The sequence below is a fragment of the Streptomyces aurantiogriseus genome (genome assembly GCF_014649375.1).
Lineage (GTDB): Bacteria > Actinomycetota > Actinomycetes > Streptomycetales > Streptomycetaceae > Streptomyces > Streptomyces aurantiogriseus.
In genome coordinates, this window is record NZ_BMSX01000001.1 from 336,492 (window position 1) to 359,831 (window position 23,340).

Consider the following 23,340-nt stretch of genomic DNA (forward strand, 5'->3'; position numbering starts at 1 on the left):
GACGCCATGGCACCCTTCCTCGCATACGAGGACAAAGGCACGGATACCACCCTTGCCCCTCTCGTCCTCATCCACGGCCACCCCTTCGACCACACCATGTGGGCCCCCCAGGTGGAGGCCTTCGCCTCCAGCCGCCGCGTCATCGCCCCCGACCTGCGCGGCTACGGCACCTCCCCCGTCGCCCCCGGCCTCACCCCCCTCTCCCGCTTCGCCCAGGACATCGAGGAGCTCCTGGACGACCTGAAGGCGGACACCTGCGTCCTGGCCGGCCTGTCGATGGGCGGCCAGATCGCGATGGAGTGCTACGACCGCTTCGGCGACCGCATCGTCGGCCTCGTCCTCGCCGACACCTTCCCGGCCCCGGAGACACCCGCCGGCAGGGCGGCCCGCAACCGGATGGCCGACCGCCTGCTGCGCGAGGGCATGCGCGGCTACGCCGACGAGGTCCTGGACAAGATGGTCGCCCCCTACGCCGACCCCGAGGTCAAGGCCCACGTCCACCGCATGATGACCGCCACCCCGCCCGAGGGCGCCGCCGCGGCCCTGCGCGGCCGCGCCGAACGCCCCGACTACCGCCCCCTCCTCACCCGCGTCACCGTCCCCACCCTGATCGTCGTCGGCGCGGACGACGAGTTCACCCCGGTGTCCGACGCCGAGGACATGCACGCCCTCGTCCCGGACTCCGTCCTGAGGGTCATCGAGGGGTCCGCGCACATGCCGAATCTGGAGCGGGCGGGAGAGTTCAACGGGGTGTTGGGGGAGTTCCTGAGCCGTGTGGACGGTGGTGTCGACGACCACGTCGCCGGCTGTGTCGACGGGCGTGTCCACGGCTGATCATTCCTTTGATCCCGTGGCCGGGCCGGCTAATCCCTTGGCCTGGCCGGCGCCCCCGCGACTACCGTCGCACCCCATGAACCGGACAACGACCCTCTGGCGCCCCACCGGCCCCGAGGAGCTGGCCCTCGTCGAGGCATCCGGGTGGACCGCCTGGCCGCCGCGGTTGCCCGAGCAGCCGATCTTCTATCCCGTCCTGAACGAGGACTACGCGGTCCGGATCGCGCGGGACTGGAACGTGCCCGCCTCCGGAGTCGGATACGTCACGCGGTTCGAGGTCGAGAGCGAGTTCCTCGAGCGGTATCCGGTGCGCCAGGCCGGCGGAGAGACCATCCTGGAGCTCTGGGTGCCGGCGGAGGAGTTGGATGAGTTCAACGCGCACATCGTCGGACGCATCGAGGTCGTCCGGGAATTCCGCTGAGGCACCCGTGAGGCGCGGGGGGCGGCGGTCGGCCGCCTGGTGCGCCGGGCTGCTGTTCGTCGGGGTGAGCGTGGTCGTGGGGTGCCGGACCGGTGACACCGACGCCTTCACGCCGGTACCGCAGCTCCTCGCCTTTCTGCCGTGGCTGCTCGTGCCGACGGGGCTGGGGCTGCTGTTGTCCCTGCTGGGCCGCTGGCTGACCGGGCTGGTGTGGGGAGTCGTGCTGCTCGGGCTCCTCGCCTGGTTCATCGAGCCGTACGGGAAGAGCAGTCAGCCCGAGGGGGCGGCGGTCGCACGGCTGCGCGTACTGACCTCGAACGTCGAGTTCGGGCAGGCCACCGATGCGCTGATCGCCGCCGTTCGCCGTGAGAAGCCGGACCTCGTGTTCGTGGAGGAGTGCGAATACGGCTGTCAGGCGGCGGTCACGCGGGAACTCGGGGCGGCGTATCCGCATCGGCGGGCCGTGGCGGGGGGCACCTCCGTCGGGTCCGTCGTCCTCAGCCGCTTTCCGCTGACACCCGCCCCCGCCGTCCCCGGCCGCATGGGCATGCCCGGGGCCGTCGCCGACGTCGACGGGCGGGCCGTACGGCTGCAGCTCGCGCATCCCATGCCGCCGCTGCCGCGCCAGGTCGCCCTGTGGAAGCGGGAGCTGGGCCGGCTGCGGGACTTCGCCGCCGAGCACCGCGACGACGGGCCGCTGATCCTCGCCGGCGACTTCAACGCCTCCCAGGACCACGCGGCCTTCCGCCGCATCCTCGACACCGGGCTGTCCGACGCCGCCCGCCTCGCCGGCGCACACCGCGAGCCGAGCTGGCCGGCGCGGACGACACCGACGCTGGGCGCCCAGATCGACCATGTCCTGGTCTCCGGGGAGTTCTCGGCGAGCCGGGCCCGGTTCCTCGACCTGCCGGACACCGACCACCGCTCCCTGGTCGTCGACGTCACGCTGCACCGGGGGAGCTGACGGACGCGCGGCGGCGAGGACGATGAACGCCCTCGCCGCCGTCGTCGGCCGGGATGGGCCGTGGCTAGACGCCGATGTCGTCGCCGTCCGCGCGCCACACGGCCACGACCGCCGGGCGAACGATCTTGCCCGGTCCGTCCGGCCAGGTGCTCGCCGGCTTCTCCACCGTCGCGCCGTCGATCTCACCCGGGTGCTGCACGGCGACGAGCACCCGCCGCTCCTGGATGATCGGACCGCAGGTCTCGGCACCCTTCGGGACGGTCAGGAACTGCTTCAGCTCACCGCGCCGCGCACCGCGCGTCGCGACACCGAACAGACCGTCGTGCGAGCCGAGCTGGGCGCCGTCCGTGGAGATCCACAGGTTGCCGTAGGGGTCGAAGGCCACGTTGTCCGGGCAGGAGATCGGGCTGACGTCGTCCTTCGGGAAGCCCGCGAAGTACGTCGCCGGGTCGTCGGGGTCGCCCGCGACGAGGAACAGCGACCAGGCGAACTTCGTGCTCTCCGGCTGGTTCCAGCGCTCGGTGAGTTCGAGCACGTGCCCGTGCTTGTTGGCGTTGCGCGGGTTGGCCTCGTCCGCCTTGGCGTTCGTGCCGACACCGCGGTTGGAGTTGTTGGTGAGGGCGACGTAGACCTTGCCGGTGACCGGGCTGGGCTCGATGTCCTCGGGGCGGTCCATCTTCGTCGCGCCGACCTTGTCACCGGCCAGACGGGTGAAGACGAACACCTCCTCCGCGGTCATGCCCTCGACGTGCGAGACGGCGCCCTTCGCGGTGGCGGTGGCCAGCGGGATCCACTCGCCGCTGCCGTCGAACTCGCCGTCGCTCGGGAGCTTGCCGGTGCCGTCGATCTCGATGGCCGGGGAGTCGCCGGTCAGCTTGGCGACGTACAGGGTGCCCTCGTCGAGCAGGGAGAGGTTGTGCTCGCGGACCGCGCGGCTGGTGCCGTGCTTCATCCGCTTGCTGCTGACGAACTTGTAGAAGTAGTCGAAGCGCTCGTCGTCACCGGAGTAGACGACGGGACGCCCGTCGCAGGTGAGCCGGACGGTCGCGGCCTCGTGCTTGAACCGGCCGAGCGCGGTGTGCTTGCGGGGCGTGGAGGCCGGGTCGTACGGGTCGAACTCCACCACGTACCCGAAGCGGTGGACCTCGTTCGGCTCCTGGGCGACGTCGAACCGCTTGTCGAAACGTTCCCACTTGCGCTCGGTGGCGCCGGTGCCGATGCCGTACCGCTTGTCGGTGGCGCGGCTGCTGTTGGCGAAGTACTGGTTGAAGTTCTCCTCGCCGTGGAGGGTGGTGCCCCAGGGGGTCGTACCGCCCGAGCAGTTGTTCAGCGTGCCCAGGGCCTTGGTCCCCGTCGGGTCGGCGGAGGTCTTCAGGAGCGCGGAGCCGGCGGCGGGGCCGGTGATGCGGAACTCGGTGGTGGCGGTGACACGCCGGTTGAGCGGGTGCCGCGGCACGGCGACGAGCTTGCCGGTCTTCCGGTCGCCCTCCACGACGACGGCGGACAGCCCGTGCGCGGCCCAGGCGATCTCGACCTGCTGCCGGGTGGGGTTGGCGGCGTCGTAGCCGCGGAACATGAGGATCTCGTCGGTGTACTCGTGGTTGGCGACGAGGAGCTGCCGGTTCCGCTCCCCGGGCAGGGGCAGCAGGGCGAGGAAGTCGTTGTTGTACCCGAACTGGCCCGCCTGGGCGGCCGGGGTCTGGTTCTCCGGGTCGAAGGCCGGCGCACCGCGCAGGATGGGCTCACCCCAGCGGATCACGACGTTCTGCCCGTAGCCGTCCGGGACGGTCACGGCGTCGGTGGTGTTCGGAGCGACGGAGCTGTACCGCAGCCCACGCGCGCCCTTGCTCGGGGCCGACGGCTTCCCGTACGACGCCGCGGACGCCTCCGGGGTCGCCGCACCGGCCGGGCGCGCCCCCGCGACGCTCGCCGCACCGGCGGCACCCGCGACGGTGACGACGGCGGCGGCGCGCATCATCGAGCGGCGGCTCAGGGCCCCCGCGATGACGTCACCCACGTACTCGTTGTCGCTGGTGTTGGGCACCTCGTGGAAGCAGGCGTCACCACACCGGAAACGACAGGTCATGGCGGATCGTCCGCCGGGATGCGACTGGGACGGCGTTCCGATCAGCGGCAGCAGCTTACGCACGATTGTTCTCCCCTTGCGTGCCCTTGGTGTGAGCGTGACGGTAGGGGGACGTATGTGCGGAAGCGCTGACGCTGGGTGAACGAGAGGTGAATCCCCGGAAGCCACAAGGGTGTTGACGCGGCGGTCGACCGGGATGCCGACAGGGCTGCCGATCGGGCCCGAGGCGGTGTTGACACACCGGGCTTCCGCCCACTCACCCCTCCCCAAGATCACCACCTGGGGCCGCTAACCTTACGTGTCCGTCCTGGCCAGGGATTGACGGGCATCAACTCACTCGAAGGGTTGCGCACATGGGCATTCTCACTCTCCTGCGGAACGCGTTCGGCCGCTCACGCAAGGAGCGCACCGCCGAGGCAGAGGGTGCGGAACGGGTTCCTTCGCAGGTAGAGGGCACGACCGAGGCATCCGCACCGACGGCACCGGAGCCGGCGGCCGAGCCGACGGCACCGCAGCCCACGGCTGAGCCGACGCCCCCCACCCCGCCCACGGCCCAGGTGCCCGAGCCCCGCACGGCGACCAGCGAGCACGAACTGGTCGCGGCGGCCTTCGACAATGTGACGGTCCCGAAGCCGACGAGGTCGGCGGAGGAGGCGGCGCCGGAGGCCGAGACCCCGGTGAAGGCGGCACCGGAGACCGAGGCCCCGGTGGAGGCGGTGACCGCGGAAGCGGCAGAGGCCGAGACCCCGGCGGAGGCGGTGACCGCGGAAGCTGCGCCCGCCACCGAGGCCGAGGTGGAGGCGGCTGAGGAAGCCACGCCCGCCACCGAGCCCGAGGCAAAGCCGGTCGCCGAAGAGGCAGCCCCGGAGGCGGAGCAGCCGGTCGCTGAAGAGGCGGCCCCCGAGGCGGAGCAGCCGGCCGCTGACGTACCCGCGCCGGAAGCCGAGCCCGAGACCGAGCCGACCGCAGAAGAGCCGACCCCGGAGTCGGAGCCCGAGGCAGAGCCGTCCGCCGAAGAAGCGGCCGCCGAGGCCGAGCCGGCCGCCGAGGCCGCTGCAGAGCAGGAGCCGCAGGCCGAGCCGGTCGCGGAAGAGTCGGCCCCGGAGGCCGACCCCGTGCCGGACGCGGAGCCCGAGTCCGCCGCAACGGAAGAGAAGCCCGCGGAGGAGCCGCAGCCCGAGCCGGTCGCCGAGACCGTTGCGGAGCAGGAGCCGCAGGCCGAGAGCGTTGTGGAGCCCCAGCCAGAGGCCGAGCCCACCCCGGAACCGGCCACCGAGGACACGACGGCCGCTGCGGAGCAGACGGCCACGGCCGAGGCGACGGACGCGGCTGAGCCGGTGGAGCCCACCGACACGGCGGCCGCCGACGAGCCGGCGGACGCCGAGGAGTCGGCGGACACGGCCATCCCCGCCGCCCCGGCAGAACCGGCCGACTCGGCGGAGCCCGCGGTCACGGCGGAGCCGAGCGAGCCCGCGGTCGCCGACGGCGAGGACGCCCCGCAGGGGCCACCCGCACCCGACAACGAGAGCCGCACGGGTGGTGCGGGTGGGAACGACTCGGCCGAAGGCGAAGCCGAGGCCGTTGAGGGGGGCGCCCAGCCCTCGCAGAGCCCCGTCCCGGCCCACCTCACCACCGCCTACAAGGCAGCCGGCTCCACCCTCACGAAGCTGAACCTCACCGACGCCGGCGCGAGCGTCTACCTGGTCCTCGACCGCTCCGCGTCCATGCGCCCGTACTACAAGGACGGCTCGGTCCAGGCCCTCGCCGACCAGACCCTGGCCCTCGCCGCTCACGTGGCCCCCGAGCCCAAGGTCCACGTCGTCTTCTTCTCCACGGAGGTCGACGGCACCGCCGACCTCACCCTCACCGACCCCGAGAACAAGATCGACGAGCTGCACGCAGGGCTCGGCCGCATGGGCCGTACCAGCTACCACGCCGCCGTCGAGGCCGTCGTGACCCACCACGAGAAGCACAGGGAGTCGGACCGGTCCCCCGCCCTGGTGATCTTCCAGACGGACGGCGCCCCGGACGCCAAGACCCCCGCCACCCAGTCCCTCACCGACGCCGCGAAGAACCACCCCACCCTGTTCTTCTCCTTCGTCGCCTTCGGCGAGCACGACAACAAGGCCTTCGACTACCTCCGCAAACTGAAGACCGAGAACACGGCCTTCTTCCACGCGGGCCCCACGCCCCTCGAACTCACGGACCAGGAGCTCTACGAGGGCGTACTGGCGGCCTGGCGCCCGTAACCGGCGCGTCACCACCCGCATCGCACCCCGACGGGGGGTGGACGGGACCGGCTCGACCGGCCCCGTCCACCCCCCGAAACGCATGTGAGTCGATCTTCATGAGCCCAGTAGGATTTCGGGCATGGCGGCCACTGGAACCGAGAAGCAGGGGGCGAAGGCGTACTACGTCTCGACCCCCATCTACTACGTCAACGACGCTCCTCACCTGGGCCACGCCTACACGACCGTCGCAGGGGACGTGCTCACGCGCTGGCACCGTCAGCGCGGCGAGAAGGTGTGGTACCTCACCGGCACGGACGAGCACGGTCAGAAGATCATGCGCACCGCCGACGCCAACGGAGTGACCCCGCAGGAGTGGTGCGACAAGCTCGTCGAGGAGGCCTGGAAGCCCCTCTGGGAGCACCTGGAGATCGCGAACGACGACTTCATCCGCACCACGCAGAAGCGGCACACCGACCGCGTCCAGGAGTTCGTGCAGGACCTGTACGACAAGGGCGAGATCTACAAGGGCGGCTACGAGGGCCCGTACTGCGTCGGCTGCGAGGAGTACAAGCTCCCCGGCGAGCTCCTCGACGGCGAGGGTGACTTCGCAGGTCAGAAGCTCTGCCCGATCCACAAGAAGCCCGTCGAGATCCTCAGCGAGGAGAACTACTTCTTCAAGCTGAGCGAGTACGGCGACAAGCTCCTCGCCCACTACGAGGCGAACCCCGGCTTCATCCAGCCCGAGTCCGCGCGCAACGAGGTCGTGAACTTCGTCCGCCAGGGCCTGCAGGACCTGTCGATCTCCCGCTCGACCTTCGACTGGGGCATCCCGATCCCCTGGGACCCCAAGCACGTCATCTACGTGTGGGTCGACGCGCTGCTGAACTACGCCACGGCGGTCGGCTACAACGAGAACCAGGAGAAGTTCGAGGCCACCTTCCCGGCCGACGTCCACCTGGTCGGCAAGGACATCCTCCGCTTCCACGCGGTGATCTGGCCCGCGATGCTGATGGCGCAGGGCCTCCCGCTGCCCGGGAAGATCGCCGCGAACGGCTGGCTGATGGTCGGCGGCGAGAAGATGTCGAAGTCGAACCTGACCGGCATCAAGCCGCAGGACCTCACCTCGCACTTCGGCGTCGACGCCTACCGCTGGTACTTCCTGCGCGCGATCGCCTTCGGCCAGGACGGCTCCTTCTCCTGGGAGGACTTCTCCGCCCGGTACACGAGCGAACTGGCGAACGACTACGGCAACCTCGCCTCCCGCGTCGCGGCCATGGTCGGCAAGTACTTCGACGGCGCCCTGCCGGAGGCCACCGCCGACGGCGAGGCCGAGAAGGCCCTGCACGACGGCCTGGCCAAGGCGGTCGCCGAGGCCGACCGGAAGATCGGCGACGAGCTGGACTTCCAGGGCGGCATCCTGGCCGTCTTCGACTTCGTCAAGCAGGTCAACGGCTACATCACGGAGCAGGAACCGTGGAAGGTCGCGAAGGACACCAGCGAGGAGGGCAAGGCCCGCCTGGCGACGATCCTCTACACGGCCGCCGAGTCCCTCCGCGCCGTCGCCGTCCTGCTCAACCCGATCATGCCGGACACCTCCCAGAAGCTCTGGGACTCCCTGGGCGCCGAGCCGACCCTGGGCGCACTCGGCGACCAGCGGGTCCAGGAAGCGGGCGACTGGGGCCGCCTGCCCGCCGGATCCACGGTCACCAAGGGCGCGGTCCTCTTCCCCCGCCTGGAGGAGAAGCCGAGCGCCTGAGGCAAGGCAAGGCCTCATGAGCACAACGGCCCGGTGACGTCGTACGACGTCACCGGGCCGCTCGCGTTGCCGCGGCAACCGCCCCACCAGCAGTCCGGGGGGCTGGGCCGAACTCACCCTCCCCGCCACGGAATCACCGAAGCATGACGCCCCACACCCCGGTCTGACCTGCGCTCCCTATGTACTGACCACTGGGGAGAAAAAACCCCACCAAGCCCCACCCCTCCCTCCCGCGGGGCAAACTCACTCCCGAGAGTGAATATGCCCAACTGGGCTGGATTCGGGACCGGTTGCCTGCCTTACGCTCAGCACGACCCAACCGCAGACATGCGACGGCCCTCGCCGGGACTGGCATCCCAGTGCGAGGGCCTGACCACCGAGGAAGTTAGGGCTTCCTGATGGACACCGAGCACCTTAGCGCGCCCCCGCAGGCCCAGTCCCGCATCCCGGGCAAAAAGCACCCTCACGCGCGGCCTGACTCCGGCGTCGTCCACGACAACGCCCGCCACACCGAGAACTTCACGGTGATCGGGAACCACCTCGCCCAGCACCAGGAGCTCTCGCTGCTCGCCATCGGGCTGGCGTGCTACATCCAGTCGGTGCGACCGGGCACCGCCGTCGACATCAAGACCCTTGCCGCCCGCTTCCCCGAGGGCCCCACCCGTATCGCCGCCGCCCTGCGCGAACTCGAAACCCACGGCTACCTCCGCCGCACCCGCGAACGCACCCCCACCGGCCGGATCGTCACCCGCACGGTCTCCTGCAACAAGCCCGGACACCGGTCCGCCCCGGCCGACCCCTCCACCAGGCCCGCCCGCCGCACGGCTCCCGAGAAGCCACCCCCACGCAAGCGCCTCCCCGCCGTACCCCAGCCCTCGTGCACCTCCCCCGCCCTCCTCCAGGCGGCCATCGACCTCCTCGCCGGCCTCCGCCGCCGCGACCCCCGTCTCCTCCTCTCCGCCACCGACGCCGAACACCTCGCCCCTGGCGTCGCAGCCTGGCTGGAACGCGATCTCACGCCCACGGCCGTACGCCACGCCCTGGCCGAGAACCTGCCGCTGGAACCCCTGATCCGACCGGCCGCCTTCCTGGCCCACCGCCTGGCCGCGCAACTCCCACCTCTGCCCCCTATCAGGCCCCCGGCCTCACCGGCCCCGGAGCCCCGGCACCCGTTCCAGAACTGCGACGGCTGCGACCGCCCCTTCCGCTCCCCGGCCCCCGGCCGCTGCCGCGACTGCCGATCCGATCTCCCCGAGGCCGCCTAGCATGAAAGCGACGATCCTTGCCCCTGGGCACAGACGAGGAGCGAGCGCCATGACCACCGCCTCGAAGAACGCTCAGCAGGGCGCCTCCCACCGGTACCAGGCCATGCGCGACTTCGTTCGTTCCATCGGCGACTGGACCATCTCGACCCAGAACCTGCCACGCTACGAGAGCGGGACCGGCGAGCAGCAGTGACTCCCGCCCAAGACGTACGACACCCCCTCCTGATGAAGGCCCGCCCGGATAACCTGGCTGGGGCACTCCTGGAGGACATCATGAGCACACCGGCCGACCGTGCACGCGAGCTGATCGCCCGCCCGAAGCAGACCCCGGACGCTCTCCGTGCGGCCCTCGCCGTCGTGGCTCCTGGCCGGTTGGAGGAGATGCAGGCCACGAAGGACGAGGCCTTCGCCAAGGCCGTCGAGTGGCAGTCCCTGAGCCCCGTGCAGAGCTGGGTCCTCCTCTGGGCCAGGGACATCGAGATCGCCCGCCGCCCCGACCTGTCCTCCCGCTTCGAGCGGGCGCAGAGCAATCTGGAGGACGAGGATCCCGTCATCGCTCGACAAGCTCTCCAGGAACTGACCGCCGTACTGGACGAAGCCATGAAGGCAGTGCGCGGTTGAGCTGGAAGTGGGAGTACGCCTTCGGAGCGGAGGAAGCGGCCCGCACGGCTCCCGCCGATTTCCTCGCCAGGGTGGAAAGCAAAGCGGAAGAGCTGGTCAGAGCTGCTGAGGCGGTCCACGTCCATGGTCGGGCCCATCAAGGCATCGACCCGAAGGGCGGCGACGTTATCGTCCCCGGCGGCATGTTCACGTATCAGGTCGTCGTACGCAGCGAACGCGTCTACGTCGTTCAGATCACCTACCTGGGATTCTGAACCGCCGCAGCCGTCCTCCCGCCCGCTGTCCGGCCACACCACGAACGCCTCCACCCTCCTCATCCGCATCCCGTGTCACGCGGCTCCAGGTCTCCCGTCACCGCCACCTCCAGCCCGCGGCGCCACGCATCGGCGGCCTTGTCGATGCCCTCCGAACGCAGCTCCACCCGAACGCGCCGCTGGCGCGAGGTGACCTCGTGGACGAGACAGCCGTGGCGAACGCGAGGGCCGGGGGCTCGTGGTCTCCCGGCCCTCGCGCGTTTCAGGGGCCGCTCAGGCGGTGGTGCCGAGCGCTACTTGAGAACGCCCGCGCCCGTCGTCGTCGCCAGCGTCGTCGGCAGGTTCTTCGCCGAGGACTCCAGGCCGGCCGTCAGGGTCGGGGTCCAGTTGACCGTCGTCTTCAGGTCCTTGGACGAGGCGGCGTTGTACGCGGCGACCAGGTCGGTGACCGTGCCGTTGACGAGGTTGCCGCTGCCCTTGACGGCGCCGGTGCCGTCGCCGCTGAGGAGCTTGGCGGCCTTCGCGCCGGAGGGCAGCTTCCAGTAGTTGTTCTCGGCGACGACCTGGGCCTTGGCGCGGGAGTTGATGCTGTACTGCGGCGCGTAGCCGTTGAGGGTCGTGACGTCGTAGTAGTTGTTGTAGATGTGGACCTGGCCGACGCGGGCCAGGGGAGCGCGCTGGATGATGCCCTTCCACACGTTGTGGTGGAGGGAGACGCGCAGCTTGCCGGCGGGCTCGCTGTCGCTGCCGCCGATCAGCATCGTCTTGTCGTGGTTGGTGAACTGGGTGTGCGAGACGGTCACCAGGTCCGAGCTCTTGGTGATGTCGAGGGCGCCGTCGTGGATCTGGTACTCGCGGCCGAAGTACTTCGGGTTCGCGGTGTCGAAGTGCGGGGCGTCGGTGAACGTGTTGTGGTCCGCCCAGACGTGGGTCGCGCCGCGCAGGGTGACGGAGTCGTAGTTCGAGTTCCAGTTGCCGTCGTCGCCGTCGGTCGGGTCCCACTGCGGGAAGCAGTCCTCGGTCGCGGCGAAGGTGAGGTTGCGGACGATGACGTTGTCCACGTTCTGGATCTGGACCATGCCGCCGGAGATCCCGGCGTTGGTGCCGGGCACGCCCACGATCGTGGTGTTGGCGGGGACCTTGAAGACGACGTTCTTCGCCTGGTTCTTCTGCGCGGTGGCGCGGGCGGTCTCCTGCGTGCCCGAGGGCAGCTTGGAGCGGCCGTAGGTGGCGGGGTCGTACGCCTTCAGGTAGGCGGACAGCGAGTAGCCGGTGCCCTTCGCGTAGTCGGCACAGGTCAGCTTCTTGCCCGAGTCGTCGGTGTTGGCGTCGATCATGCCCTTGACCTTGATGATCCGGGGCGTGGTGTCGGTCGCGGAGCCGAGCGCCTTCACGAGCTGGGCGCGGGTGGAGACGGTGAAGGTGTGGGCGGCGTCGGCCTTCGTGCCCCCGGTCGTCCCCGTGCCCGAGGACGCCCAGCCGTCCTTCGCGGCGAGCGTCTGGTGGTACAGGTCGACGGCACCGGCGTTCGCGTTCATCACGAACACCCCGGCGCCGACCCCGGCCGCCACGACGGCGGCGGAGACGACGAGGGTGCGGCGGGTGCGGAGGGACCGACGGTGAGCGGGAGCTGCCACAGGGGAGTCCTAACGGGTTGCTTCTGGCTTACGCCTCGTCAGTAGCCGCCGCCGGATGAAGAGTTGCCGCCTCTCGAAGAAAATTCTTCTCCGCCCCCTCCGCCGCACGATCAAGCACCTTCACGATTCCCTCACGACCCCCTTAAGGTTCGCATCGGGGGGCGAACGCCCCTACGGGGAGGGGAATCACCACACATGCGCAGATCAGGCCTGCCGCCGCGCCGTCGCGCCGCGGCCACCGCGCTCGCCACCGTCTCGCTCGTCCTCGCGGGCACCGCGCTCCCGGCCGCTCCGGCCGCCGCGGCGGCCACGCTCCCGCCGTGGACGAGCCCGGTGACGCTGAGCAGCGAACAGTCCGCTCCGCAGGACGTCGTCGTACGGTCCGACGGCAGTGCGGTCGCCGTCTGGATCACGGCGGCCCCCGGCCGCACCGGCCACCTCCACGCCGCCACGCGCCCCGCCGGGAGCGACACCTGGAGCGCCCCGGTCGTGCTCACCACCGCCCCCGTCGGCGAGGCCCGGATCGTGGCGCGGTCCGACGGCTCGGTCGCCGCCGTATGGGCCGAGTATCCGAGCCCGACCTCGTCCGGCACCGCCACGGGCCCCTCGAGGGTCGTCGCCGCCGTGCTGGGCGCGGGGCAGGCGTCGGCCTGGTCGCCGCCCGTCGAGCTCGTAGGTACCGAGAAGCAGCTCACGGCCTCGCAGCTGGACCTCGCGCAGGGTCCGGACGGCACCGTCGCCGCCGTCTGGGTCGGCCGCCCGCAGGGCACCGCCGTGTCCATCCCGAGCGAGGCGTACGCCACCACACTTGCCGCGGAAGGCAGTTGGACGGCACCGGTGCGGGTCAGCAACGCCCACTCCTACTCCGGTCCGTACTACGGCGCCGTCGTCTGGAAGCCGCAGATCGCGTCGGACGCGCAGGGCGGGCTGGTCGTGTCCTACCGGATGCACCAGTACGGAATCTCGTACGTGATGACCAACGCCCGGCCGGCCGGGGCGGCCGACTGGCAGACACCGGCGAAGCTCACCGACGACATCGCCCTCGACATCATCTCCCAGACGACGAACCCGACGCTGGCCTCCGACGCCCACGGCGTGGTCCTGGTGTGGCAGGACAAGAACAGGGCGCTCCAGGCGGTGCGCCGCACAGACGCCGCCTCCGGCTGGAGCACCGCGGAGACCGCCGCTACGGACACCGGCTTCCTCTACGAGAACCCCGAGCCGTTGCTCGGACCGGACGGGGACGTGACCCTCGTGTGGACCGACGCGTCCACGTACAGCCTGCGCACCACCACCTTCGACGCCGCCACGGGCCAGTGGTCGGCGTCGCGGACCCTGTCCACCAACTCGGTCATGGTCTCCTCGTCCAGCCGGGACGGGCACGACGCGGCGATCGCCCCGGACGGCTCGGTCCACGTCCTCTGGCACCAGGACATCCCCGACATGTACGACGAGCGCCTCCTGGAGGCCACGCTCGTCGACGGCGAGTGGACGACCCCCCGGGAGGTCGACGCCGGCCCGCGCAAGTCCGTGACCGGCGAGATAGCGGCGAGTTCGGCCACGGATGCCACCGCCGTGTGGACCTGGACGGACGACGGCGCCACCGGCCTCGAGGCGGCCCGCACCACCTACCCGAGGCTCGCGCTCGCCTCGTCGTCCGTGCCGGCGTCCGTGAACTTCAAGAGCGCCTCCGCCTGGGCGCCGGCCTGGCAGGCCAACAGCCCCGTCACCTCCTGGACGCTCACCCTCACCGACACGGCCGGCCGCACCCTGCGCACGCTCACCGGCGCCCCCGGCACCACCACCGTCGCCGCCTCCTGGAACGGCCGCACCACCTCCGGCGCCTGGGCCGCCAACGGCAAGGTGTCCTGGACCCTGAAGGCCACTCAGTCCGGCTACGCGGGTACGCCGACGCTGGCGAGCGGCACGCTGACGGTGGCCGGCGGCGCCCCCGTCCTCCGTGACTTCGGCGGCGCGTCCGCCCTCCCGGACGGCGTCGGTGACCTGCTCACCCTCACCAGCACCGGCCGGCTCCAGCTGCGCTACGGCACGCTGAACTCGGTGCGGGACCTGGGCACCGGCTGGCCCACGACCATCAGGGCGGTGCCGTTCGGCGACCTGAGCGGCGACCGCTGCAACGACGTCCTCGTCCGGCTGAGCAGCGGGGCGGTGCGCCTGTACAAGCCGGCCTGCGGCGGCGCGCTCACGCCGACGACGTCGTACACCACCCTCGCCACCAGCGGCTGGAACCAGTACGACGTCCTGACCGCCCCCGGCGACCTCACCAAGGACGGCCTCCCGGACCTGCTCGCCCGCAACGCGTCCACGGGTGCGGTGTACCTGTACAAGGGCACGAGCACCGGCAAGCTGTCGGCGCGCGTGAAGCTGTACGACAACTGGAAGACGTACAAGAAGGTCGTCGGCGTCGGGGACCTCAACGGCGACGGCATCGGTGACCTGCTGGCCCAGGACAAGGCCGACAACCTCTACCGCTACCTCGGCACCGGCAGGGGCACCTTCACCGCCCGTGTGAAGCTGTACGCCAACTGGGGCGCGTCGTACAACCTGGTCATCGGGGCCGGGGACGTCACCGGGGACAGGAAGGCGGACCTGGTGGCACGGGACACCGCGGGCGTCCTCTACCGCCTCCCCGGTACCGGCACGGGCGGCTTCGGCGCCCGGGTGAAGGTCGGCACCGGCTGGGGCGCGTACAAGGGCGTGTTCTAGGACCGGTACGGGCGCGGGCCGGTCAGCGCCGGCCCCCGCCCGGTCCACCGCCGAACCCGCCGCCCTCGGGCGCGTCCCCCGCCGTGACCTTCGCGATCTGCTCCGCCGAGCCCAGCGTCCCCGCCTTCGCCGCGAGGCCGCCCGTGCCGCCGGTGCCTGCCGAGCCGCCGGAGTGGATGCGGTACTCCGCCCCCGACCGGATGGCGGACGACGAATAGACGACGTTCTGGATCTGCTTGGACGTGACGTAGGTGGCCACGACCTTCCCGTCGGCGTCGACCACGTGCAGGGTGGTGCCCGCCGGGACGGAGGAGTCGAGGGTCGCCGACACCCAGCCCTGTCCGGAGTTCTCGTCGGGCGCCACGGCCATGCCGGCGCTGCCCGCCGCGAGCAGCGTGCCGCCGCTGACGGTGAAGGTGCCGTTGGAGTCGAGACCGTCGCCCTCGAAGTCGATCAGCAGGGTGCCACCGGTGACCGTCAGTGAACGGACCGTTGCCTCCGCGGACCGGGGCCGCCCGCCGACCCGCTCGTCCGGCGGGCGGCCTTTACACTCCCTGACGGGATGCCGGGGCGCGGAAGGCGCGCCCGGGGTGGAGGGGGCCTGTGAACTTGCCTGTTTCCAAGGGCGGTTGGAGAGCGGCCATGATTCTGCTGGCGGGGCTGCTGGGCGCCGCCGCGCTCCCGGCCACGCCCGCCGCCGCCGTGCACGGCGCGGTCCCCGGTGACTTCAACGGGGACGGCTATCGCGACGCGGCGCTGCCGGCGCCCGGCGCGGACGTGGCGGGCAAGCAGGGGGCGGGCGCCGTCGTCGTGCTGTACGGGTCCAGGAAGGGGCTGTCGGCGACGCGGCGGGCCGTCGTCACGCAGAACAGCGCCGGTGTGCCGGACACGGCGGAGGCCGGCGACGCGTTCGCCCTGCTGGGCGGTCACGGTCTGGGCTGGGTCATCTGAGCACCGGGGAACCGGCCGTCGGGGCGCTCCTCTCCGAGGTCTTCGCCGCGGCCGACGCCCCCTTGGCGCTGGCCGGCGGCTGGGCCCTCCAGGCTCACGGGCTGCTCGAACGGCCCCACGGGAACGTGGACCTGGCGACGAACAGCACGCACCCCATGCGGCGCATCACATGGGGAGTGGCCGCCGCACTGACCTCCCGGGGCCACGAGGTGACCGTCCGGAGCACGAGCCCGTTCTCCGCGGACCTGACCGTCGGCACCGCCCCCCTGACCCTCCACAAGGAAACGCTGTCGGCCCCGCCCGTCCCCACGCCGTACGGCCCGGCCCTCTCCCTCCCGGACGCCGTCGGCACCAAGATCCGTGCCCTCCACGACCGTGGCCTCGCGATCGACCTCATCGACGCCCGGGCTGCGTCCGCCCGCTTCACCTTCCCCGACCTGGAGAACCTGGCCCGCCGCCACACCCGCGACGACTTCGACCTCCCCACCCTCCAGTCCCGCCTGACGGGCACGGACCACTACCCGGACACGGCCTTCACGGCGTACGGCCTGGCAGAGGACGACATCAGCGAGCTGCGGGTGTGGGCGCAGGCCTGGTCGACGGACATCGCGGAGCGGTTGCTGGAGGAGGGGGCGTCACCGGATGACCAGGAGGAGTGACGCGGCCGCTTGCGGCGCCAGCGCGATGTGACCGCGAAGGCCTCACGCACCGTGGGGGCACGGGAGCCGGGCGGGGCCGGATTCCGGATCCGGGGTGAGGCCCAAGGCCGTGCGGGCCGTCCGGAGATGCTCCAGCCCCTCCTTGGCCACCCGCGTGACCTCCCCGTACTCCGCCGCCGTATGCGCTGCGGCCAGTTGGGCGCGTGCCGTGCGGTGGCACTCCGCCGCGCTGGTCAGTGCCCGGTCCGCGCTCCCGTCCGCGCTCGTCCGGGCACGGACGTCCGGCGGGACCAGCCCTCCACCCAGCCGTACGAGCCAGTGGTTGGCCTCGGCCTCCGCGTCCAGGTCGGACGGCGGGCGGGCGCGCTGGTTGCGGCGCTGGGCCACGACCCCTGCCACCGCGCCGGCGATCAGCAGTACCGAGAGCGTGATCATGAATCCCATGGCTGGCGTCCTCCCTTGCCGAGCCGGCCCCCGTCGGCCCGGCTCCCTCCTCTCCTAGGAGACGGCAGGCCGCTGTGGGCGCCCCTCGGGATTCCTGTGTGCCTGCGGTGAGGTTTCCCAGAGAGTCCGGGTCACCGCCGGCCGGCGCGAACGGCGGTGACCCGGACCCTCAGTCCCTCAGCTCGCGGAAGCCGACGGCGAGGCCGACGCCGACGTGCCCGGCTGCGGTGCGTCCTGGCCGTCGTGCGTCGCGGCCGGGTCCACGCCGACCGTCAGCGACGCGCGTACGCCCTTGGAGATGTCCCGTTTGTCGTAGCGGAGCTTGAGCAGACCGCCCGCCGCGCCGCTCTGGTCGTAGATCGTGTCCTCGGTGAGGGTCGTGCGCTCGGCGGTGTTCGAGGCGTACGGCTCCACCACCGCCGAGGCCAGGACCGACTCCTCGTCGAAGAAGAACTGGCCGGTGTGGCAGGCGTGCCCGCCCTCGTAACCGGCGTCGGTCCACTCGCCGTCCACGTGCACCTTGGTGTGGATGTGCACGCAGCGGCCCTGGTACCAGCCAGGGAAGATCGTCTTGAAGGTGACACGGCCCTGCTTGTCCGTCTTCCACGTGCCGCGCAGGTAGCGGGTGTCGCTGGTCGGCTCCTCGTGCCCGCCGCCGCCACCGCCGGACGGCGGCTCACCGGTCGGGGTGCCGGACGGCACGTCCGTGGGGGTGCCGGAGGGCGCGTCCGTCGGGGCGGTCCCGCCGCCCTGGGAGAAGCTCTCGTACCCCGAGTACAGCCCCAGGGCGTCGCAGTGCCAGACGTCGACGGCCGCGTCGGCCACCGGCTTGCAGGTCTCGGAGTCGATCACCTTGAGCTGGAGGGTCAGCGGGATGCCCTCCTTGTCCTCGGTGATGTCCTGCCGGAGCTTGTCCGCGTCGATGTAGTACGGCCCCTCGGTGGTCTCCGAGGTGAGCTTGTAGCAGGTCTTCGCGGTGCCGGCCGCGGAGGCGGACGCGGTGCCGGCCGCCTCGGTCGCCTCGTCGGCGGAGGCGGGCATCGCGAGGGCGCCGCCCGCCCCGACAGCGGCCACGGCGGCTCCGCCGGCCACGACGACCTTGCGTCGCGTCAGATCCCTTTTGTGCTTCGGTCCTTGTGTTCCCGTCATGGCCCGGACGCTAGGTAAGGAGCCTGTCAGAGCCGTGGGAAGGGACTGTGGTTTGCCAAGAAAACCGGAAACGGAAACGGGAAGGGGCCGGAAATCCACGGCGATTTCCGGCCCCTTTCGGGAATTCAATTAGGTAAGGCTTGGCTTGCTCACCTTGCTTGCCCTACTTGATTGCCCTGCTCCCGGCCTACTTCGGCTGCGGCTTGCGCACCGTCAGGTGCAGCTCGCGCAGCCGCGCCTCCTCCAGCTCCGTCGGCGCGCCCATCATCAGGTCCTGGGCGTTGCCGTTGAGCGGGAAGGCGATCGTCTCGCGGATGTTGGGCTCGTCGGCCAGCAGCATGACGATGCGGTCGACGCCCGGCGCGATGCCACCGTGCGGCGGGGCGCCGAAGCGGAAGGCGCGCAGCATGCCGGCGAACTTCTCCTCGACGGTCTCCCGGTCGTAGCCCGCGATCTCGAACGCCTTGAGCATGATCTCCGGCTCGTGGTTCCGGATCGCGCCGGAGGACAGCTCGACGCCGTTGCAGACGATGTCGTACTGCCAGCCCAGGATGTCCAGCGGGTCCTGGGTCTCCAGGGCCTCCAGGCCGCCCTGCGGCATCGAGAACGGGTTGTGCGAGAAGTCGATCTTTCCGGTGTCCTCGTCCTTCTCGTACATCGGGAAGTCGACGATCCAGCAGAAGCGGAAGACGCCCTCCTCGAAGTGGCCGGCCCGCTTGGCGGCCTCGACGCGCACCGCGCCCATGATCTTCGAGACCTCGTCGAACTCACCCGCGCCGAAGAAGACGGCGTGACCGGCCGCCAGCGACAGCCGCTTGGTCAGCTCGGCGACGTTGTCCTCGGTGAGGAACTTGGCGATCGGGCCGGTCAGCGAGCCGTCCTCGGCGACGCGGACCCAGGCCAGGCCCTTCGCGCCGAGCGAGACCGCGTACTCACCGAGCTGGTCGAAGAACTTGCGGGGCTGGTCCTGGACGGCCGGGACCGGCAGCGCACGGACATGCTTGCCCGCGAAGGCCTTGAACTCGGAGCCCTCGAAGATGTCGGTGATGTCGACCAGCTCCAGCTGGGCGCGCAGGTCCGGCTTGTCGGAGCCGTACTTCAGCATCGCCTCGCGGAACGGGATCCGCGGGAAGGGAGAGGTGACGTGACGGCCGTTGCCGAACTCCTCGAACAGCTCCGTCATCAGCTTCTCGACCGGCTGGAAGACGTCCTCCTGCTCGACGAAGGACATCTCGATGTCGAGCTGGTAGAACTCGCCCGGTGAACGGTCCGCACGCGCGTCCTCGTCACGGAAGCAGGGCGCGATCTGGAAGTAGCGGTCGAAGCCGGAGATCATCAGCAGCTGCTTGAACTGCTGCGGGGCCTGCGGCAGCGCGTAGAACTTGCCCGGGTTGAGACGGGACGGCACGACGAAGTCACGCGCGCCCTCCGGGGAGGTGGCCGACAGGATCGGCGTCGCCATCTCGTTGAAGCCCAGCGCCGTCATCTTGTGGCGGATCGCGGAGATGACCGCCGTACGCAGCATGATGTTGCGGTGCATGCGCTCGCGGCGCAGGTCCAGGAAGCGGTACTCCAGGCGCCGCTCCTCGTTGACCCCGTCCTCGGTGTTGATGGTGAAGGGGAGCGGCTGGGCGGCGCCCAGCCGCTCGACCTCGCCCACCTCGACCTCGACCTCACCGGTCGGCAGGTCCGGGTTGACGTTCTCGGTGCCGCGGGAGACGACCTTGCCGTCGACGCGGACCGTCGACTCCTTGGTCAGCTTGTCGAGGGCCTCGTACGCGGGCGTGCCGGGACGGGCGACCAGCTGCGTGATGCCGTAGTGGTCGCGCAGATCGATGAAGAGGATGCCGCCCAGGTCGCGCCGATTGTGCAGCCAGCCACTCAGCCGGACGTCGGTGCCGACGTCAGAGGCGCGGAGCTCGCCGCAGGTGTGGGACCTGTACCGATGCATCGTCGTTCATCCAGTCTTCGCGGATCGGGGGCACGTTTCACGTGAAACAACCCCCAGCGTACCGGGCGGCCCACGAACGGCTCTCCCCACTTATGACGTCACCACCCGGTCGATGATCAGTGGCAGGGTTCGATCGCGTCTTCTTAAAGTGGGGCAATGCGCACTGGCGAGCCTCTGCCCGCCGTGGGGGAGGTTCTCGCCGCCCTCGCGACCGGCCTGTGGCACTGGGACACCGCCACCGGACTGGTCACGGTCGATGCCGAGGCCGCCCGGCTGCTCGGGCTGCCCGCCGAGGAGACCGTTCTCACCGAGGCCCAGACCCGGGCCCGCCTCCACCCCGTCGACTGGAACGAGATCACCGGCGTCATCCGGCTCGCCGTCGCCGAGGGCACCCTCGCCGAGGTCCGGATCCGGATCATGGACGACCAGGGGCGGGTCGTCCGGGTCGTCCGCAGCCGCTCCAAGCCGTCGTTCGACCCGGTGAAGCGGGCGTACGAGCTGATCGGAACGCTCCAGGAGGTCACCGAGCCGAGGCCGGGCACCCCCGCCGGACGCACCGCCGTCACCGGCGACTGGCGGCGCTCCCGGGAGGCGTTCCTGCTGGACGCGGGCCGGGCGCTGGCGGAGGCGCGGTCCACGGAGGAGGTGCTGCGGGTCGCGGCGGGCCTGTCCATGCCGGGCTTCTCCCCGGACGGACTGGCCGTCTTCGGCGTCGAGGGCGACCGGCTGACGGTCATCGGGCATCACGGGCAACGGCCCGGCGACGAGAGCCCCTTCACCCAGATGTCCCTCCAGACGGACTATCCGGCCGCCGAGGTCGCGCGCACGGGCCGGGCCGTCTACCTGTCCTCACCCGAGCAGTACAAGTCGCGCTACCCGCTCACCTGGCCGCTGGCCGCGCACTTCGGCCGCCAGTCCTGGGCGTTCCTGCCGCTGACGGTGGCCGGCCGCACCATGGGCGCCTGGATGGCCGCCTTCACCTATCCGGTGGCGTTCACCCCCGACGAACGGTCCGTCCTCACCACCGTGGCCCGCATGCTCGCCCAGGCCCTGACCCGCGCGGGCGCCGCCGAGACCCAGCGCGAGCTGACGGAGGGCCTGCAACGCTCGATGCTGCCCACGCTCGGCCCCGAGATACCGGGCATGACCCTCGCCGCCCGCTACATCCCCACCGGCGGCGGCCTCCAGGTCGGCGGCGACTGGTACGACATGATCCCGCTGCCCGGGGGCACCTCCCGGACGAAGTCCGGGGGAGGGCGCTTCGCGCTGGTCATCGGCGACGTGCAGGGCCACGACGTCCGGGCCGCGGGCCTCATGGGCCAGCTGCGCATAGCCCTGCGGGCGTACGCCGCCGAGGGCCACCGCCCCGACGCCGTCCTCTCCCGCGCCTCCCGCTTCTTCTACGGCCTCACGCACAGCGACGGTGTCGACGCGACCGCCGATCTGCGGTTCGCGACCTGCCTGTACGTCGAGGTCGACCCGGTGACGGGGGTCCTGGAGTTCGCCCGGGCCGGCCACCTCGACCCGGCGATCCGGATGGCCGACGGCACGGTCCTGGTCCGCGCCACGGCCGGCGGACTGCCGCTGGGCATCGACCCGGACTCCGACTACCCCACCACCCGCCTCGCCCTGGAGCCGGGCGAGGCGCTGATGCTGTGCACCGACGGCCTGCTGGAGACCGGCGGCCATGACCTCGACACCGGCTGGCAGCGTGTCCGCGGGATCCTGGAGACACACGAGGGCGACCTGGAGGAACTGGCGGACGCCCTGGTCCAGGCGGTCCACGGCCCCTCGTCCCACCACACCACCGGCCCCCTGGCCGACCGGCGCGAGGACGACATCGCGCTCCTCCTCGTCTGCCGCCAGGGCGAGGGCAGCGGACTCGGCGCCGCCGCGCCCGTACGGCCGCCCGGGCGGCGCACCGTGCTGACGGTCGCGCAGGCCGAGCCCGAGCGGATCGCCGAGGCCCGCCGGCAGGTGCGCGAGCTGCTGCACGACTGGGCCTGCCACGACCAGGTCGACTCGGCGGTGCTGCTCGTCTCCGAGACGCTGACGAACGTCCTCGTGCACACGGACGCCGACGCGCTGCTCGTCGCCGAGGTCACCGGCGCGCCCGGCGAACGCCGCCTCCGTATCGAAGTCACCGACACCAGCGACGACCTGCCCCACAAGCGCCGCCCCGGCGAACTGGCCTCCTCGGGCCGCGGCCTCGTCCTCATCGAGCTGCTCGCGGACGAGTGGGGGGTGGCGCCGCGCGGCGAGGGCAAGAGCATCTGGTTCGACCTCTACGAGCCCTCCGCGGGCGCCTCCGAGGACGTGTCCGAGGGGGCCGCGTAACGCGTCCGCAGCTCGTGCAGGACCCCGAACGCCGCCGCCGTCAGCGGTACGGCGAGCAGCATTCCGAGGATCCCGGCGACGGACGCCCCGGCCGTGATCGTCAGCATCACCACCGCCGGATGCATCTGCACGGTCCGGCTCTGGATCATCGGCTGCAGCACATGCCCCTCCAGCACCTGCACGGCGAGCACCACCCCGAGCACCCACAACGCGATGACAAACCCCCGGTCGGCCAGCGCGACGAGCACGGCGACGGCGCCGGAGAGGAAGGCGCCGAGATAGGGGATGTAGGCACCGACGAAGACGAGCGCCCCCAGCCCCACGGCACCCGGCACGTCGAGCACGAGCAGCCCGACGGTGATGCACACGGCATCGATGAAGGCGATGAAGGTCGTCCCCCGCATGAACCCCTCGACGGCATGGAAGGCCCGCCGCGCCATGGCCTCCAGGGTGTCCGCGGTGCCGCCCGGCGCGAAGGCCCGCAGGGCGGAGACGGCCCGGTCGGAGTCACGCAGAAAGAAGAAGACGAGCAACAGCGCGAGTACGGCCATGGCGATGGTCTCGCCCACCACACTGACCCCGCTGATGACCCCGGAGGCGGCGGTCCCCCCGAACTTGGTCAGCAACTCCCGCGCGTTGGAGGCGAGATCGTCCAACGAGGTCCCGGCCGCCCCGAAGTGCTCGGCGAGGTCCCGCCCCGCGTTCCGCAACGAGGCCACGATGTCGTCCCCGCTGGCGACCAGCGCGGCGACGACGATGTACACGGCTCCCCCGACCACGCACACCACGGCCACACAGGTGACTCCGGCCGCCACGGACCGATTGACCCGCGCTCTGACAAGCCTCCGATGAAAGGGCCCGAGCAACGCGGTCCCGAGCAACGCGAGCAACACCGGCACGATCGCCGTCCGGAACTCCACGGACAGCCGGATCCCGACGTACACGACACCGGACACGAGCAGGATGACGACGCACCAGGCGGCGAGCCGGCGAACGGGGTCGGGGAGCAGACGCACGACTCCAGCGGATCACGCACGTGCAGGGCTGTCCTGC

Annotated in this window: 19 protein-coding genes and 1 pseudogene; 13 read left to right on the plus strand and 7 right to left on the minus strand. The window is 71.3% G+C overall.

All coding sequences use genetic code 11. The features are described from left to right. The first annotated feature begins 6 nt into the window (after window positions 1-6). The 3 genes from IE263_RS01600 to IE263_RS01610 all read left to right on the plus strand — a co-directional run bounded on the left by IE263_RS01600 (window position 7) and on the right by IE263_RS01610 (window position 2,219). The gene (locus tag IE263_RS01600; protein WP_189931349.1) at window positions 7-834 is read left to right on the plus strand and encodes an alpha/beta fold hydrolase; all 828 of its coding nucleotides are present in this window, start codon (window positions 7-9) and stop codon (window positions 832-834) included. 76 nt (window positions 835-910) lie between these two features. Continuing rightward, a complete protein-coding gene (locus IE263_RS01605; RefSeq protein WP_189931350.1) occupies window positions 911-1,255 on the plus strand; it encodes a hypothetical protein in 345 nt (114 codons plus the stop codon). Further along, on the plus strand, window positions 1,200-2,219 hold the full coding sequence (locus IE263_RS01610; RefSeq protein ID WP_189931351.1) for an endonuclease/exonuclease/phosphatase family protein: 1,020 nt from the start codon (window positions 1,200-1,202) through the stop codon (window positions 2,217-2,219). Before IE263_RS01605 ends, IE263_RS01610 begins: the two co-directional genes overlap by 56 nt. A gap of 64 nt (window positions 2,220-2,283) precedes the next feature. On the opposite strand, the gene IE263_RS01615 is transcribed toward IE263_RS01610, so the two are convergent. Then, window positions 2,284-4,368: a PhoX family protein gene (locus IE263_RS01615; RefSeq protein ID WP_189931352.1), complete on the minus strand. Its 2,085-nt coding sequence runs from the start codon at window positions 4,366-4,368 to the stop codon at window positions 2,284-2,286. A 290-nt stretch (window positions 4,369-4,658) separates the two neighbouring features. Between IE263_RS01615 and IE263_RS01620 the strand changes: the two genes are divergently transcribed. The 6 genes from IE263_RS01620 (at window position 4,659) to IE263_RS01645 (ending at window position 10,432) form a co-directional block, all read left to right on the plus strand. Further along, complete coding sequence (locus IE263_RS01620) at window positions 4,659-6,554, plus strand: VWA domain-containing protein (protein WP_189931353.1); 1,896 nt, start codon at window positions 4,659-4,661, stop codon at window positions 6,552-6,554. A gap of 121 nt (window positions 6,555-6,675) precedes the next feature. Next, complete coding sequence (metG, locus tag IE263_RS01625; RefSeq protein ID WP_189931355.1) at window positions 6,676-8,292, plus strand: methionine--tRNA ligase; 1,617 nt, start codon at window positions 6,676-6,678, stop codon at window positions 8,290-8,292. A gap of 398 nt (window positions 8,293-8,690) precedes the next feature. Next, a complete protein-coding gene (locus IE263_RS01630) occupies window positions 8,691-9,557 on the plus strand; it encodes a helix-turn-helix domain-containing protein (RefSeq protein WP_189931357.1) in 867 nt (288 codons plus the stop codon). A gap of 49 nt (window positions 9,558-9,606) precedes the next feature. Then, window positions 9,607-9,750, plus strand: a complete 144-nt coding sequence (locus tag IE263_RS48175) for a hypothetical protein (RefSeq protein ID WP_229910749.1) — start codon at window positions 9,607-9,609, stop codon at window positions 9,748-9,750. Window positions 9,751-9,830: 80 nt separating this feature from the next. After that, window positions 9,831-10,178, plus strand: a complete 348-nt coding sequence (locus IE263_RS01640) for a hypothetical protein (RefSeq protein WP_189931359.1) — start codon at window positions 9,831-9,833, stop codon at window positions 10,176-10,178. Then, window positions 10,175-10,432 (plus strand): hypothetical protein, encoded by a 258-nt coding sequence (locus IE263_RS01645; RefSeq protein ID WP_189931361.1) that lies wholly within the window; start codon window positions 10,175-10,177, stop codon window positions 10,430-10,432. Before IE263_RS01640 ends, IE263_RS01645 begins: the two co-directional genes overlap by 4 nt. Window positions 10,433-10,725: 293 nt before the next feature. Here IE263_RS01645 and IE263_RS01650 read toward each other — a convergent pair whose 3' ends face one another. Continuing rightward, window positions 10,726-12,069 carry a pectate lyase family protein gene (locus tag IE263_RS01650; RefSeq protein ID WP_308430572.1) on the minus strand — a complete coding sequence of 448 codons (1,344 nt, stop codon included), beginning with the start codon at window positions 12,067-12,069 and terminating at the stop codon, window positions 10,726-10,728. A gap of 195 nt (window positions 12,070-12,264) precedes the next feature. Here IE263_RS01650 and IE263_RS48180 point away from each other — a divergent pair, with 195 nt between their 5' ends. Further along, window positions 12,265-14,796 (plus strand): FG-GAP repeat domain-containing protein, encoded by a 2,532-nt coding sequence (locus IE263_RS48180; protein ID WP_229910750.1) that lies wholly within the window; start codon window positions 12,265-12,267, stop codon window positions 14,794-14,796. A 22-nt stretch (window positions 14,797-14,818) separates the two neighbouring features. Here IE263_RS48180 and IE263_RS01660 read toward each other — a convergent pair whose 3' ends face one another. Next, window positions 14,819-15,166, minus strand: a complete 348-nt coding sequence (locus IE263_RS01660) for a hypothetical protein (protein WP_229910751.1) — start codon at window positions 15,164-15,166, stop codon at window positions 14,819-14,821. A gap of 272 nt (window positions 15,167-15,438) precedes the next feature. Here IE263_RS01660 and IE263_RS01665 point away from each other — a divergent pair. Further along, window positions 15,439-15,708 (plus strand): annotated as a pseudogene (locus IE263_RS01665) (VCBS repeat-containing protein); the annotation flags it as partial. Between the two features lie 35 nt (window positions 15,709-15,743). Further along, window positions 15,744-16,406, plus strand: coding sequence for a hypothetical protein (locus tag IE263_RS01670; RefSeq protein WP_189932000.1), 663 nt, complete (start codon window positions 15,744-15,746; stop codon window positions 16,404-16,406). A 42-nt stretch (window positions 16,407-16,448) separates the two neighbouring features. On the opposite strand, the gene IE263_RS01675 is transcribed toward IE263_RS01670, so the two are convergent. The 3 genes from IE263_RS01675 to aspS all read right to left on the minus strand — a co-directional run bounded on the left by IE263_RS01675 (window position 16,449) and on the right by aspS (window position 19,950). Next, a complete protein-coding gene (locus tag IE263_RS01675) occupies window positions 16,449-16,850 on the minus strand; it encodes a hypothetical protein (RefSeq protein ID WP_189931362.1) in 402 nt (133 codons plus the stop codon). A 177-nt stretch (window positions 16,851-17,027) separates the two neighbouring features. Continuing rightward, window positions 17,028-17,999 (minus strand): intradiol ring-cleavage dioxygenase, encoded by a 972-nt coding sequence (locus tag IE263_RS01680; RefSeq protein WP_189931364.1) that lies wholly within the window; start codon window positions 17,997-17,999, stop codon window positions 17,028-17,030. Window positions 18,000-18,186: 187 nt separating this feature from the next. After that, entirely contained in the window at window positions 18,187-19,950 is a 1,764-nt protein-coding gene (gene aspS / locus IE263_RS01685; RefSeq protein WP_189931366.1) for an aspartate--tRNA ligase, read from the minus strand. A 156-nt stretch (window positions 19,951-20,106) separates the two neighbouring features. On the opposite strand from aspS, the gene IE263_RS01690 reads away from it, so the two are divergent. Further along, on the plus strand, window positions 20,107-22,287 hold the full coding sequence (locus IE263_RS01690; protein WP_189931368.1) for an ATP-binding SpoIIE family protein phosphatase: 2,181 nt from the start codon (window positions 20,107-20,109) through the stop codon (window positions 22,285-22,287). Here IE263_RS01690 and IE263_RS01695 read toward each other — a convergent pair. Continuing rightward, window positions 22,236-23,303: an AI-2E family transporter gene (locus IE263_RS01695; RefSeq protein ID WP_189931370.1), complete on the minus strand. Its 1,068-nt coding sequence runs from the start codon at window positions 23,301-23,303 to the stop codon at window positions 22,236-22,238. The two genes, IE263_RS01690 and IE263_RS01695, sit on opposite strands and share 52 nt — an antisense overlap. Between the last annotated feature and the right edge of the window lie 37 nt (window positions 23,304-23,340).

Coding starts and splice junctions, on each gene's coding strand:
- IE263_RS01600 (WP_189931349.1), top strand. CDS start 7: ATGGCACCCTTCCTCGCATACGAGGACAAAGGCACGGATACCACCCTT.
- IE263_RS01605 (WP_189931350.1), top strand. CDS start 911: ATGAACCGGACAACGACCCTCTGGCGCCCCACCGGCCCCGAGGAGCTG.
- IE263_RS01610 (WP_189931351.1), top strand. CDS start 1,200: ATGAGTTCAACGCGCACATCGTCGGACGCATCGAGGTCGTCCGGGAAT.
- IE263_RS01620 (WP_189931353.1), top strand. CDS start 4,659: ATGGGCATTCTCACTCTCCTGCGGAACGCGTTCGGCCGCTCACGCAAG.
- metG (WP_189931355.1), top strand. CDS start 6,676: ATGGCGGCCACTGGAACCGAGAAGCAGGGGGCGAAGGCGTACTACGTC.
- IE263_RS01630 (WP_189931357.1), top strand. CDS start 8,691: ATGGACACCGAGCACCTTAGCGCGCCCCCGCAGGCCCAGTCCCGCATC.
- IE263_RS48175 (WP_229910749.1), top strand. CDS start 9,607: ATGACCACCGCCTCGAAGAACGCTCAGCAGGGCGCCTCCCACCGGTAC.
- IE263_RS01640 (WP_189931359.1), top strand. CDS start 9,831: ATGAGCACACCGGCCGACCGTGCACGCGAGCTGATCGCCCGCCCGAAG.
- IE263_RS48180 (WP_229910750.1), top strand. CDS start 12,265: ATGCGCAGATCAGGCCTGCCGCCGCGCCGTCGCGCCGCGGCCACCGCG.
- IE263_RS01660 (WP_229910751.1), bottom strand. CDS start 15,166: ATGGCCGTGGCGCCCGACGAGAACTCCGGACAGGGCTGGGTGTCGGCG.
- IE263_RS01675 (WP_189931362.1), bottom strand. CDS start 16,850: ATGGGATTCATGATCACGCTCTCGGTACTGCTGATCGCCGGCGCGGTG.
- IE263_RS01680 (WP_189931364.1), bottom strand. CDS start 17,999: ATGACGGGAACACAAGGACCGAAGCACAAAAGGGATCTGACGCGACGC.
- aspS (WP_189931366.1), bottom strand. CDS start 19,950: ATGCATCGGTACAGGTCCCACACCTGCGGCGAGCTCCGCGCCTCTGAC.
- IE263_RS01690 (WP_189931368.1), top strand. CDS start 20,107: ATGCGCACTGGCGAGCCTCTGCCCGCCGTGGGGGAGGTTCTCGCCGCC.